Raw genomic sequence first — 12,853 nt, 5'->3', positions numbered from 1 at the left:
CTGAAAAATCAATAAAGCCTTCAGGCCACCAGGAACACGGACGATGAGCCACCCCTCGCAATTCACCTTGCTGCGCAAACGGCGCTTTTTGCCGTTCTTCATTACTCAGTCCCTGGGCGCGTTCAACGACAATATCTTCAAGCAATCTTTGATCCTCGCCATTCTCTACAAGCTGGCGATCGAGGGCGACCGCTCGATCTGGGTCAACCTCTGCGCCTTGTTGTTTATCCTGCCGTTCTTCCTGTTTTCGGCCCTGGCCGGGCAGTTTGGCGAGAAATTCAACAAGGATGCATTGATTCGCGCGATCAAGATCGGCGAGATCGTGATCATGGCCGTCGGCGCCGTGGGCTTTATGACCAACCACCTGGAACTGATGCTGCTGGCGCTGTTTGCCATGGGCACCCATTCAGCGCTGTTTGGCCCGGTGAAGTACTCGATCATGCCGCAAGCCTTGCACGAAGAGGAATTGGTCGGCGGTAATGGCCTGGTGGAGATGGGCACGTTTCTGGCCATTCTCGCCGGGACCATCGGCGCCGGGGTCATGATGTCCTCAACCGACTACGCGCCTGTGGTGTCCACCGCCATTGTCGCGATTGCGGTGCTGGGTTACCTGGCCAGCCGCGGCATCCCTCGCGCTGCGGCATCGAGCCCCGAGATGCGCCTGGACTGGAACATCTTCAGTCAATCCTGGGCCACCTTGCGCCTGGGCCTGGGACAAACGCCGGCCGTGTCGCGCTCGATTGTCGGCAACTCGTGGTTCTGGTTTGTCGGGGCGATTTACCTCACGCAAATCCCGGCCTACGCCAAAGAGTGGCTGTATGGCGATGAGACAGTGGTGACCCTGATCCTCACGGTGTTCTCGGTCGGTATCGCGTTGGGCTCGATGCTCTGTGAAAAACTCTCCGGGCGTAAGGTGGAAATCGGCCTGGTGCCCTTCGGGTCGTTTGGCCTGACAGTGTTTGGCCTGTTGTTGTGGTGGCATTCCGGCGGCTTCCCGCAGAACGTCCAAGCCAACGATTGGCTGGCTGTCCTGGGTTACAGCCAGGCCTGGTGGGTGTTGATCGATATCCTCGGCCTGGGGGTGTTTGGCGGTTTCTATATCGTGCCGCTGTACGCCTTGATCCAGTCGCGCACCGCCGAGAACGAGCGGGCGCGGGTGATTGCCGCCAACAATATTCTCAATGCGTTGTTCATGGTGGTCTCGGCGATTGTCACCATCCTGCTGCTGAGTGTGGCAAAGCTGTCGATCCCCGAGCTGTTCCTGGTGGTGTCACTGCTTAACATTGCGGTCAACACCTACATCTTCAGGATCGTGCCCGAGTTCACCATGCGCTTCATGATCTGGCTGCTCGGCCACTCCATGTACCGCGTGCAGCATCGCGGCCTGCAACACATCCCGGACGAAGGCGCGGCGTTGCTGGTGTGCAACCATGTGTCGTTTGTCGATGCATTGCTGATTGGTGGGGCGGTGCGTCGGCCGATTCGTTTTGTGATGTATTACAAGATCTACCGTTTGCCGGTGCTCAACTTTATCTTCCGCACGGCGGGGACGATTCCGATTGCCGGGCGCCATGAAGACCTGGAGATCTACGAAAAGGCCTTCCAGCGTATCAACCAATATCTGAAGGACGGGGAGCTGGTGTGTATCTTCCCGGAAGGCAAATTGACCGCCGACGGTGAGATCAACGAGTTCAAAAGTGGGGTGACGCGGATTCTTGAGGAAACCCCGGTGCCGGTGATTCCCATGGCGTTGCAGGGGTTGTGGGGGAGCTTTTTCAGCCGCGATCCGAACAAGGGCATCTTTCACCGGATCTGGTCGCGGGTGACGTTGGTGGCGGGGCCGCCGTTGGCGGTGGAGCAGGCGACGCCAGAAGCCTTGCAGGAACAAGTGCTGGCATTGCGTGGCACCACCCTTTAGGAGCCCGGCTTGCCGGCGATGGCGTCCGCAAAAAGAGCCTCATCGCCGGCAAGCCGGCTCCTACAACAGCATCAGGCGCTGATCTTGAGACCAATCAGCCCGGCAATGATCAGCGCTACGCTGGCCAGCCGAAACAGCGCCATGGACTCGCCAAACAGGATAATCCCGGCGATCACCGTGCCCACGGCGCCGACACCGGTCCAGATGGCATAGGCGGTGCCCAGCGGCAGCTCCTTCATGGCCAGCCCCAGCAGGCCGAGGCTGACGGCCATGGCGGCAATCGTCAGGGCGGTAGGCAGCGGCTTGCTGAAACCGTCGGTGTATTTCAGGCCGACAGCCCAGCCAACTTCAAACAGCCCGGCGAAAAACAGAATGACCCAGGACATAAAGACCTTCCTTTTAGAAGTGGGGTCGTCCCCGGATTGAATGCTCGAACGAGTCGCGGGGTCGTCCCCGCGAAGGTTCGTAGAGTGCCGAAAAGCCAGCATCCGATCAAGTTTCGGCGAGGGCCTTGCGGTCTTCTTTCTCGCTCATCCGGCGGAAATACGTCGACAACAACGCCCCGGAAATATTGTGCCAGACGCTGAACAGCGCACTCGGCACCGCCGCCAGCGGCGAGAAGTGCGCACTGGCCAGTGCGGCACCCAGCCCTGAGTTCTGCATGCCTACTTCCAGCGCCAGCGACTTACGTTGGGCCAGTGGCAGCTTGAACACGCGGCCGGTGAAGTAACCGAGCAAATAGCCGAAGCTGTTGTGCAGCATCACCACCGCCATGATCAGCAGGCCCGATTCGGCAATCTTCGCCTGGCTCGCCGCGACCACGGCCGCGACAATAATCACGATGCTGACCACCGATACCAGCGGTAATACTTCGACGGCATGCCGTACGCGATCACCCAGTAAGCGTTGCGCCAATACCCCGAGGACAATGGGCAGCAGCACCACTTGCAGGATCGACCAGAACAACTCCATGAACGATACCGGCAGCCACGCGGAAGCCAGCAGCCAGATCAGCGCCGGGGTCAGCAGCGGGGCGAGGAGGGTGGTGACGGCGGCGATGGCCACCGACAATGCGAGGTCGCCCCGGGCCAGCCAGGTCATCACGTTGGACGAGGTGCCGCTTGGGCAGCAACCGACCAGGATCACGCCGACGGCGATTTCCGGTGGCAGGTGGAAGGCCTGGCACAGCAACCAGGCCACACCGGGCATGATCACAAAGTGCGCGACCACGCCCAGGGCTACGCGCCATGGATGGCGAGCAACCTCGGCGAAATCTTCAAGTTTGAGGGTCAACCCCATGCCAAACATCACCAGGCCCAGCAGCGGCACAATGGCGCTTTTCAGGCCGATGAACCAACTGGGCTGAAGGAACGCGACCACGGCAAAGATCAGCACCCAGTAGGCGAAAGTATTGCCGACGAAACGGCTCAAGGCGGCGAGTGCGCGCATGGCGATGTCCTTATTATTAGAGTGCTGGGAGTGGTAGCCCAATCAACTGTAGGCGCTGGCTTGCCAGCGATAGCGTTGGGTCAGTCAGTGACTCTGCAACTGATACACCGCCATCGCAGGCAAGCCAGCTCCTACATTGAGTGTGTGCGTTTAGATACCTTGCGGGGTCTCTTCACCGCCCAATGCTTGCACCAACGCCGGCAGAAAGTCGCCAAAGGTCAGCATCATCAGGGTGAAGCTGGCATCCAGTTGGCCCAGGGCCTCGTCGCCGCCGTCCTGTTCGGCCTGGTCTTGCAGCAGGTCTTCGAACTTCAGGCGCTTGACGGTCATTTTGTCGTCGAGCATGAAGGACAATTTGTCCTGCCAGGCCAGGGACAGTTGGGTCACGACCTTGCCGGTGGTCAGGTGCAGCTGGATTTCTTCGCCGGTCAGGTCCTGGCGCTTGCAGCGCACAATGCCGCCGTCTTCGTGAGTGTCGCGCAGTTCGCATTCGTCGAGCACGAAGAAGTCATCGGCCGGCTTCTGGGTGGTGACCCAGTCGGTCATGATTGCGGTTGGCGCGGTTTTCACGGTCAGCGGACGTACCGGCAGGGTGCCGATCACTTCACGCAGGGTCGACAGCAGGTCTTCGGCGCGCTTGGGGCTGGCCGAGTTCACCAGGATCAGGCCCTGTTTTGGCGCGATGGCCGCGAAGGTCGACGAACGACGGATAAACGCGCGTGGCAGGAAGGCCTGGATGATTTCATCCTTGATCTGGTCCCGTTCCTTTTTGTAGACCTTGCGCATTTGCTCGGCTTCGATCTCTTCGACCTTTTCCTTCACCGCATCACGCACCACGCTGCCTGGCAGGATACGTTCTTCCTTGCGCGCAGCGATCAGCAGGAAGTCACCGCTGACGTGCACCAGGGGCGCGTCTTCACCTTTACCAAAAGGTGCGACGAAACCGTAAGTGGTCAACTCCTGGCTTGCACAAGGGCGCGCCGGTTTGGTGGCCATTGCAGTTTCCAACGCCTCGGCATCAACAGGCAGATCTTGGGTCAGGCGATAGATAAGCAGGTTCTTGAACCACATGGGGTGAGTCTCTCCTTTATACAAAGTGGGGCATTATTCTCTTGATAAGGCCGCAGGCCAACCCTGCCTAAGCCATTGGAAGGGCTGAAAAAAAAGATTTAAGAAAGTGCTTGCCAGACTTGGGGTCGCTCCGTAGAATGCGCGCCACACCGAAACGAAGGGTGATTAGCTCAGCTGGGAGAGCATCTGCCTTACAAGCAGAGGGTCGGCGGTTCGATCCCGTCATCACCCACCATTCGCTTCATGTGTTACGCGCAGCGGTAGTTCAGTCGGTTAGAATACCGGCCTGTCACGCCGGGGGTCGCGGGTTCGAGTCCCGTCCGCTGCGCCATATTCGGTAACCTGGAACACTGAACGCCAGGTCACCACAGAAAGCCCGCTCATTGAGCGGGCTTTTTGCTGTCTGGGGTTTGCCTTTGTGCGTTTGTAGGAGCGAGCTTGCTCGCGAAGATTGTTAACGATGATGCGGGCATCCTGGGTGCACGCGGTGCTCTCAGGTTCTTCGCGAGCAAGCTCGCTCCTACAGGGATTGCAAAAAAACGCCCCCGGTCATTGCCGATGACCGGGGGCGTTTTTTATTGGGGGTTTAGAAATTCCAGCGTGTGGTGACCATGAAGTTGCGCGGTTCACCATAGGCGGCGGAGTTATAGAAACCGATATTGGTGTAGTAGGACTTGTCGAAGATGTTGTTGACGTTCAGCGTTGCCGACAGGTTCTTGGTGACCTGATAGCGGGTCATCAGGTCCACCAGCCAGTAGGCCTCCTGGGAGAACTCCTCATACCCGCCATGTGGGTTGTTGTAGATATCCTGCCAGCCCACGCTCTGCCAGCGCACGCCACCGCCGACGGTCAATTTGTCGAGGTCGCCCTTGAGTTTGTAGGTGGTGTACAGCTTGATCTGGTCTTCAGGCTCGAACGTGGAGATTTTCACGTCCTTGTCATCGCGCACGATCTTGTGGGTATAGCCCGCCTGCAATTGCCAGCCGGGGGCAATCTCGCCGGACATTTCCACTTCGTAGCCCTTGGTCACAGCCTTGCTGCTCTTATAGGCGTAGTTGGACGGGATTGGCGTCTGGTTGTTGTACTCGTCATCGGAGAGGGCGCGATTGGACTCGTGGATTTCAAAGTACGCCGCGCTGGCGTTTACCCGGCCGTCGAGGAAGTCGGCTTTCACCCCCAATTCCCAGTTCTGGCCTTCATCGGGCTCAAGCAGCTTGTTATCCCGGTCGCGGTTGTAGTTTTCCTGGGGCATGAAGATGTCGGTGTAGCTGGCATACACCGAGTAGGTGTCGTTCAGGTCGTAGACAGCACCGACATACGGCACGAAGCGCCCGGATTCACGATAGTTGGGGTTGTAGCCCGTGACCTGGTAGTTGACCACTCGACCGCCCAGCAACAGCTTCAGGTCATCGGCCAGATTCAGGCGGGTGGTTACATAGGCGCCGGTCTGGCGCACGGTGTCGTCGGTCAGGGATTGGGCATTGCCCCAGTCCGGGAGGGTCGCGTGGCCGTGCCAGTTATTGAAGTCGACGATGTTCGGGCTCAGGTTCCAGTAGCCTTTACCTTTCCACTGCGAGGCACTGATGGAGCCGCCCAGCACCAGTTCATGTTCGCGGCCGCCCAGGCTGAACGGGCCGCTCACGTACAGGTCGGCGGAATCGCTGACCGTTTCCCCGGTGTATTTGCCCGAGGTCAACTGTGCGGTGCCGTCCGGCTGTGGCTGGTCGCCCTGGATCGAGCCCATCAGTGCGTGGTAGCCGTTGATCTTGTGGTCCAGTTGCAGCTTGGTCACCCAGCCATCACCCAGGTCATGTTCGAGCATGGCGAATACGGTGCGGGTGTACTGCTCCCAGCTGCTCCATTCGGCGGCGTTGTTGAACGAGCGCTTGACCTTGTTGCGATCACCCTTGGAGTTGATCAGCGGGAAGCTGCCTGACCAGGAAGAACCCTTGGGCAACGTGTCCTGGTAATCACCGCCGACGGTCAGCAGGGTGTCCGGTGACAAGTCGAACTCCATGATGCCGTAGTACGTCGGGCTCTTGCGCGAGTAGTGGTCCATGAACGAATGCTTGTCCTGGTAGGCTGCGACCGCCCGGCCGCGCACATTGCCGCTCTCGGTCAGCGGGCCGCTGACGTCCAGTTCGCTGCGATAGTTGTCCCAGGAACCGGCGCCGAGGGTGGCGTGCCCCTGGAAATCGGCGGTGGGCTTCTTGCGTACCAGGTTGATCGTCGCGCCCAGGGAGCCGGCGCCGGTCAGCAGGCCAGTGGCACCCTTGAGCACTTCGACGCGGTCATAGATCGCCATGTCGCTCAGGGTATTGCCCGCCGAATAGGCGACGTTACGCGCTGTTGAAGGAATGCCGTCGTACTGGAAGTTATTGATCGAAAAACCGCGGGCGTAATAGTTGCTGCGCTCGCTGTCGAAGGCCGACACGGTGATGCCCGGGGTATGGCGCATCACGTCGTCGACGTTGTTCAGGCCGAAGTCATCCATGTGCTGGCGCGTAACAACGCTGACGGACTGCGGGGTTTCCTTGGGGGTCAGCACCAGGCGCGTGGCGGTGGCGATGCTGCCGGGCGTGTAGGAACCGCTGTCTTCAGTGACGTTACCCAACTGATTGCCGGTGACCTGGGTCGGGCCCAGTTCCATGCTGCCGTTGCTGGCAGCGGGCGCGGGTTGCAGTGCATACACTTGGTCGCCCTTTACCGCGATGTAGCCGCTGCCCTGCAGCAACCGGTCGAAACCGTCCTGTATGCCGTAATTGCCTTGCAAACCCGGGCCATTGAGGCCTTCCAGTTCCCGGGACTGGAACACAATCGCCACGCCGGCTTGCTGGGCGAAGCGGTTAAGCGAGCTGCCCAGCCGCCCGGCGGGAATGTTGTAAGCCTGGGCAGCGGTGCTTGGCGTATCCGCCTGGGCCAGGTTGATGTGCAAGGCGCCAACGGTGGCGGCGAGCATGGCCAGGGAAAATGGCGCGCTTCTTAGCAGGGCAAAGCGCCCGCGAAGGTAGGAAGGGGTGTGCATGGTGAAGGCAATCCTTTATGTGTCGAATTACCTTGCTTGACGGGCAACTGCGAAAAAACCGGAAGCAAATGCGAATAATTATTTATTGGCTGTGTTGGACGGGTTCACGATGACCAGCCAAGGGGTATAGGTTTGCACCGTTATCGGTAGGGTTTGCGCCAAAAGTTGCAGGGCATGGTCGCTGTCGTCCAGGGGGATCACGGCCGACACCCGCAGGCTTTGCAGGGCGGCACGGTCAAACTGCAGGCGGCCAGAACGATGCCGTGCGATTTCATCCAGCACCTCGGGCAATGGCCGGTTTTCCACCACCAGTTGATGGCGACGCCAGGCTTCATTGATGCCGGCCGGGTCAATGCTACCGGTCAGGCGGACGCTGTCGGTACTGATCAGGGCCTGGGAACCAGCGGCGACTTCCAGGCTCTGCCGCGCATCGGCGCTGTGGGCTGCCACGCGCGATTCGAGCATGCTCAGCACGGTGCTATCGCCCTCGCGCTTGACCACAAATCGCGTGCCCAGCGCGCGCATGCTGCCTTGGGCGGTCTGTACGATAAACGGCCGTGCCTGATCGTGGGCCACTTCCACCAGGATTTCGCCTTGCAGCAGTTCGATGCGCCGTTGCGTGGCGTCGAAATGCAGGTTGGCCGCACTGATGCCATTGAGGCTCAGGGCCGAACCGTCGGCCAGGCGCAGGGTTTGCCACTGGCCGGGGCCGTTGCGCACGTCGGCCATCCAGCGCTGCGGGTAGGGGCTGAGCAGCAGCGCCGCGGCAGGCACTGCCAGGCTGCATGCCAGCAGCAGGGTGCGCACTGCGCTTTTGCTGCGGCGCGATTGCTGATTGGCGAACGCAGCATTCAGCGCCGCCCGTGCTGGTGACTTTTTCCCACGCAGGGCCTGCATTCGCGAAATCACCGCTTCCATGCGTGCAGCGGCAGCGGCGTAGTGCGGGCCTTGTTGTTTCCAGCAATCGAACGCCAGGCGCTGGGCTTCGCTCAGCTCACCTTCATGCAGGCGCAGCATCCATTCGGCGGCTTGTTCTTCGATCTGTTGGCGGGCGTCGGGCATGGGGGGCTCAGGTGTCCATACTATGGCCGCAATGCACCAGGGCCTGGATCAGGTATTTGCGTACCGTGCGTTCCGAGAGCTTGAGTTGCCGGGCGATCTGCTGTTGGGTCAGTTCTTCGAGGTAATAGAGCACAAATGCCTGGCGCGAATACTCATGCATGCCTTCGAGGATAAACGCGATCTGCTCCAGAGCTTCAAGGGTCGTGTTGATCTGTTCCGGCGACTGGAACCCCTCAAGCGCGTCCATCGTCAGCGCCAGTTCCTGCAGGTAGGCTTGTTCAATCTGTTTGCGTCGGGCCTGGTCGATGATCAGCCGCCGCGCAGTGGTGCTCAGGTAGGCCCTGGGTTCGCGGATCGTCGCCACCGATTCACGGGTGTTGAGGATGCGCGCGAAAGTGTCCTGAGCCAGGTCGGCAGCGTTCTGCCGGCAGCCCAGCTTGCGCCGCAGCCAGGTGAGTAGCCAGCCATGATGCTCGCTGTAGAGCTGGGTTATTTCCCGTTGGAATGGCGGTTCACCCACAGACATAGGCGTGGCCCAGGTGTTATTGAGAATGGTTTCTAATTGTGAGCCCAGGGCTGGGTAAACGCAATAGACTCGCGTTTACCCGCTACAAGCACCGGTTTTCCTGGGTGTAGCCTGCTGGCGAAAAGATATTTCAAATAAATTGCATTTAAATCAACACATTGCGAAATTTTCGTATATGATGCGCCCCGCACCAAACGTAAAGGGTGATTAGCTCAGCTGGGAGAGCATCTGCCTTACAAGCAGAGGGTCGGCGGTTCGATCCCGTCATCACCCACCATTACGTCCAATGCTACGCGCAGCGGTAGTTCAGTCGGTTAGAATACCGGCCTGTCACGCCGGGGGTCGCGGGTTCGAGTCCCGTCCGCTGCGCCATATTCGGTAATCTGGAATGCTGAACGCCAGGTCACCACGCAAAGCCCGCTCACTGAGCGGGCTTTTTTGTGCCTGGGATTCTGTGGCCAGGGACAAATCCTCCCATACACGTTGACCTGCGCCTACGCGAAGAGGCGCCAGCGTGCCGGCGAAGGCGTGCGATAAAACGCCGCGGGGTGTCAGGCAACCAGCGTTATCGTTAACGAACATCGCGGGCAAGCCCGCTCCTACAGGTCAACGATCAGAGGGGGTATTGCGGCTATGCCGATAATCACTCACCGCCTCGTACACCGCCTTGCGCAGCCGATTGATCCCCCCAATCGGCCGGTGTTCCTCCACGCCAAACCATGGGTTGAACGACTGGTTGTCACAGGCCAGGTTCAAGGCTGGAGTATCAAAGTCCTGCGCCGGGATGCGGATTTTTGCCACGCTCTCGTAGGGCGCGTCGCTTTCTTTCCATTCAATACTGGTGTCTTCGATGGGCATATATTTCTGCGGGTTCTGGCGCTGGATCTGCAGCACAAAACACGCGTCGATACGGTCCGTGGACAGTTGCTGGCTCAAGGCGCTGCGCAGGAAGTTCGGCAAGTCCTGGTTTTGCTTGGGCAGGCTGTACTCCGGGCAGCTTTGCGGGTCTGGGGCGACGCGGAATTTGGCATTTGCGCTGCCGAACTTGTAGGGCGATACCGAAAAGTACGTCGCCTCGGTCGGGCTGGCCGGTGCGGGTGCAAGTGTGGCCAGGGCGATAAACAGATGCCGCACCTGCCAACTGCGTGGGTCGAGGCTTGGGAAAAACGCCATGGCTTTTTTGCCATCGGCCTGGGCCCCGACGTTCTGCGCGTATTCGGCCACGTCGCTGACGAAGAAATTCGGGTGGCTGAACATGACAAAGTCCTGCTCGGTGCGCGCCTGCTGATCGGCCAGCAATTGCTTGCCCGGCACGTCCAGCAACTTGATCGCCATGCCGCGAGCATCGCGGATGCTGTCGAACTGTGGATAAGCGTTGCCGTTGGACAGGCGCATCATCGCCTGCCAGGTCTTGCCCGGTTCGGCGAACACGCCCTGGCGCAGCGCCGGCTCAAGGTCCGGCAGCACGCGGACTTCGGCCTTCACGCAGCCGTGGGCCTTGGCATGGGCATCGCGCAGGTAACGGGTGCCTTCGCGATGCTGGTCGACGATGCGCACCGCCGTCTGGATGATGCCTTGGGTCATGGCCGCTTCGCCCGGCGGTATCTGCTCCTCGGTAGGCACCGGGCCGCTGTGGTGCCAGGCAAACCACAGGGTCGACAGCAACCAGCCGAGCAGGCCCAGGCCTACCAGCCATAACAGCGTCTTGCCGAGAAACGCGCCGAGGCGCAGCCACAGTCGAGCGAGCATGGAACGGTCCTTGTATCGAAATGGGGAAGTCATGGCAGTTGCTGCTCCAGCGGGCCGCCCAGTACTTTCAGGTATTCCAGCAACGCCCAGCGCTCCTCAGGCTCCAGGCCCCGGCCAATCACCCCGTTGCCACGCTTGCCCGCGCGGAACTCGTGGCCGCTGTTATGGTTGCCGGTGATGCTCGTATCGAACAGGAACGCGTTTTTAAAAGCCTCGGTGCGATAGCCCAGGTGACGTGGGTTGTAGTCGAAGGTGCCTTTATAGAAGGTGCGGCTGCGCTCGTACTGGGGTGATAGCAATTGGTAGAGCGTCGGCACCGAGCCGTTGTGCAGGAACGGCGGCGTGGCCCACACACCGGCCAGCGGGCGGGCCTTGTAGGCGCGCAGCTCGCGCACGCCGATGGGCAGGCCGAAACCGTCCAGGCGTGGGCGTTCGGTTGGGGTGATACCGGCGGCGCGGTAAGCATGTTCTTCGACAAATGCAGTGACATAGGCCAGGCCTTTGGCCACGGACAGGCTACGCAGGTCCAGCGGTTCGGTCGGCGCGGGGTGCAGTTCGACGTTTAACTGCGCCAACTCGGCCGGGTCCCATTGCAGGGCGCTGAGGTCGTAGCGTTGGTCGGCAATGTTGCTGGCGGTGCCAGGGTCGGTGCCGATGTAGTCCACCGCCAGCATCTTCAACTGCTGTACCGGGCGCCCGTTGACTTCACTCACGCTGGGCACATGGCAGGCCGCGCAGTTTTCCGTGAACAATGCGCGGCCACGGGCGGCCAGGGGTTTGTCGATAGCGCCGAACAGCGCTTCAGGCCAGGTCGGGGGCTTTAGCCGTTGCAGGGTTTCTTCGATCAGGTTCAGGTCACGCACGCGTACGCTGGAAGGGTAGCGCGCATCGCCCTGCAGAGGCTGGCCGGCACTGTCGAAGAACGCCAGGGTCGCGCCTACGCCCAGTGCCTCGCCGATATTACGCGCCATGGGTTGCTGGGCCGAGCCGTTCCATTGCACCCAGTCGAAGGTCCACATGTCCCACAACTGTGGGTAGTCCACCGGCGCGTTGGCGATACGGTAGTTTTCCGGCGAAATGGCATCGCCGAAGCTGGCGTTGGCGATGCGGCCGAACGCATCGGTGCGCCCCGGGCCTTCTTCGGTGGGGTAGAGGCCACGGTGGGTATCGTTCCAGGCCACCTTGAGGAAGTTGTCCAGGGACTTCTTGAAGTCCTGGCGCAGTTGATCGTATTGGGCGTCGTATTGATCGCCCAGTACGCGGTGGGCGAAGCGCCTGAACTTCAACGGGTTGTAATAAGTGGACGCGAGGCTGGCCACCAGGGCCTGGCCAAAGCTGCCACCGCGCAGGGTCGGGACACTGGAGGGCAGCACGTGTTGCGCCGAGCCGCCGTCGATGCGCAGGGCCTGGCCATTGAAGCGCAACTCGCCGGTGTGGCAGGCGGCGCAGGTTATATCGAGAAACTCATCGTTGCTGCCGGCATTCTTGTGCCGGGCGAAACCTACGGGCAGGTTGCCGGGGTTCTGGGGTGTGGCCTGTTGCCGCGGGTCTACCAGGAAACCAAAGCGCGCCAGGTTGGCCGGCTCGGCGAATCGCTGCTCGGAAAACGGCAGCTCCAGCGCAGAGAACCAGTTGTAACGCAGGCCCTTGACCTGGGTGCCCTGGGGGGTGAAGTAGTAGACCTGGCGGTCGGCGGCGCTCCATTGGTCCTGGTAGTGCACCTGCTGTACCGGCACGTAATCCGGTAGCTTCGGGTTGGCCACGTAATAGAGTACGACGGCCAGCCCCAGTCCCAGAAGTGACAGGATCAGGCGTAAAGCACGGGAAAAAATGCGCAAGATAACTATCCTTGTCGAGTGGTTGTGTCCTTATGCCACTGAGCGCGGTAGGCGGCAAGTAGCCATGATCCGTCTACGCAGGCGGTTTTCGGTACATCGGCTGTCCTTCGCCGGGCTTTGTGGCAGATGAAAATGCTTTTAAACACGTGAACTTATCAGAAGTTTCCTGCTCACATGCCGGTAGCCATTGGTCGTGGCCGCCTGATAAGCTCGCG

Annotated in this window: 9 protein-coding genes and 4 tRNA genes; 5 read left to right on the top strand and 8 right to left on the bottom strand. The window is 60.4% G+C overall.

The genetic code is table 11. The features are described from left to right. Positions 1-43: 43 nt before the first annotated feature. Positions 44-1,918, top strand: coding sequence for an MFS transporter (locus tag FIV38_RS13965; protein WP_092235004.1), 1,875 nt, complete (start codon positions 44-46; stop codon positions 1,916-1,918). A 71-nt stretch (positions 1,919-1,989) separates the two neighbouring features. Here FIV38_RS13965 and sugE read toward each other — a convergent pair whose 3' ends face one another. The 3 genes from sugE to rdgC form a co-directional block, all read right to left on the bottom strand. Beyond that, complete coding sequence (gene sugE / locus FIV38_RS13960) at positions 1,990-2,304, bottom strand: quaternary ammonium compound efflux SMR transporter SugE (RefSeq protein ID WP_065943540.1); 315 nt, start codon at positions 2,302-2,304, stop codon at positions 1,990-1,992. Between the two features lie 106 nt (positions 2,305-2,410). After that, the gene (locus FIV38_RS13955) at positions 2,411-3,367 is read right to left on the bottom strand and encodes a bile acid:sodium symporter family protein (protein WP_092235007.1); all 957 of its coding nucleotides are present in this window, start codon (positions 3,365-3,367) and stop codon (positions 2,411-2,413) included. Between the two features lie 150 nt (positions 3,368-3,517). Next, complete coding sequence (rdgC, locus tag FIV38_RS13950) at positions 3,518-4,438, bottom strand: recombination-associated protein RdgC (protein WP_092235010.1); 921 nt, start codon at positions 4,436-4,438, stop codon at positions 3,518-3,520. A 159-nt stretch (positions 4,439-4,597) separates the two neighbouring features. On the opposite strand from rdgC, the gene FIV38_RS13945 reads away from it, so the two are divergent. Both FIV38_RS13945 and FIV38_RS13940 read left to right on the top strand, forming a co-directional pair. Then, positions 4,598-4,673, top strand: a tRNA-Val gene (locus FIV38_RS13945). Positions 4,674-4,692: 19 nt separating this feature from the next. Beyond that, a tRNA-Asp gene (locus FIV38_RS13940) sits at positions 4,693-4,769 on the top strand. Positions 4,770-5,024: 255 nt separating this feature from the next. Here FIV38_RS13940 and FIV38_RS13935 read toward each other — a convergent pair. The 3 genes from FIV38_RS13935 to FIV38_RS13925 form a co-directional block, all read right to left on the bottom strand. Beyond that, positions 5,025-7,463, bottom strand: coding sequence for a TonB-dependent siderophore receptor (locus tag FIV38_RS13935; protein WP_092235016.1), 2,439 nt, complete (start codon positions 7,461-7,463; stop codon positions 5,025-5,027). A 78-nt stretch (positions 7,464-7,541) separates the two neighbouring features. After that, the gene (locus FIV38_RS13930) at positions 7,542-8,525 is read right to left on the bottom strand and encodes a FecR family protein (protein ID WP_070995370.1); all 984 of its coding nucleotides are present in this window, start codon (positions 8,523-8,525) and stop codon (positions 7,542-7,544) included. Between the two features lie 7 nt (positions 8,526-8,532). Continuing rightward, positions 8,533-9,051: a sigma-70 family RNA polymerase sigma factor gene (locus tag FIV38_RS13925; protein ID WP_070995369.1), complete on the bottom strand. Its 519-nt coding sequence runs from the start codon at positions 9,049-9,051 to the stop codon at positions 8,533-8,535. A 201-nt stretch (positions 9,052-9,252) separates the two neighbouring features. On the opposite strand from FIV38_RS13925, the gene FIV38_RS13920 reads away from it, so the two are divergent. Then, a tRNA-Val gene (locus FIV38_RS13920) sits at positions 9,253-9,328 on the top strand. 18 nt (positions 9,329-9,346) lie between these two features. Then, a tRNA-Asp gene (locus FIV38_RS13915) sits at positions 9,347-9,423 on the top strand. Positions 9,424-9,657: 234 nt separating this feature from the next. Here FIV38_RS13915 and FIV38_RS13910 read toward each other — a convergent pair. Further along, the gene (locus tag FIV38_RS13910; RefSeq protein ID WP_029292796.1) at positions 9,658-10,800 is read right to left on the bottom strand and encodes a catalase family protein; all 1,143 of its coding nucleotides are present in this window, start codon (positions 10,798-10,800) and stop codon (positions 9,658-9,660) included. Positions 10,801-10,829: 29 nt separating this feature from the next. Beyond that, positions 10,830-12,638, bottom strand: a complete 1,809-nt coding sequence (locus FIV38_RS13905) for a di-heme-cytochrome C peroxidase (protein ID WP_092235019.1) — start codon at positions 12,636-12,638, stop codon at positions 10,830-10,832. Positions 12,639-12,853: the final 215 nt, after the last annotated feature.

Origin of the sequence: Pseudomonas proteolytica, from assembly GCF_007858275.1 — a bacterium.
In the GTDB taxonomy this organism is placed as follows: Bacteria; Pseudomonadota; Gammaproteobacteria; order Pseudomonadales; family Pseudomonadaceae; genus Aquipseudomonas; species Aquipseudomonas proteolytica.
This window is presented reverse-complemented; position numbering and strand designations above follow the sequence as displayed.

Bases quoted from the DNA above. Each gene is read 5' to 3' on its own strand.
- rdgC (WP_092235010.1), bottom strand. From the start codon at position 4,438: ATGTGGTTCAAGAACCTGCTTATCTATCGCCTGACCCAAGATCTGCCT.
- FIV38_RS13925 (WP_070995369.1), bottom strand. From the start codon at position 9,051: ATGTCTGTGGGTGAACCGCCATTCCAACGGGAAATAACCCAGCTCTAC.
- FIV38_RS13910 (WP_029292796.1), bottom strand. From the start codon at position 10,800: ATGCTCGCTCGACTGTGGCTGCGCCTCGGCGCGTTTCTCGGCAAGACG.
- FIV38_RS13930 (WP_070995370.1), bottom strand. From the start codon at position 8,525: ATGCCCGACGCCCGCCAACAGATCGAAGAACAAGCCGCCGAATGGATG.
- FIV38_RS13955 (WP_092235007.1), bottom strand. From the start codon at position 3,367: ATGCGCGCACTCGCCGCCTTGAGCCGTTTCGTCGGCAATACTTTCGCC.
- FIV38_RS13965 (WP_092235004.1), top strand. From the start codon at position 44: ATGAGCCACCCCTCGCAATTCACCTTGCTGCGCAAACGGCGCTTTTTG.
- sugE (WP_065943540.1), bottom strand. From the start codon at position 2,304: ATGTCCTGGGTCATTCTGTTTTTCGCCGGGCTGTTTGAAGTTGGCTGG.
- FIV38_RS13935 (WP_092235016.1), bottom strand. From the start codon at position 7,463: ATGCACACCCCTTCCTACCTTCGCGGGCGCTTTGCCCTGCTAAGAAGC.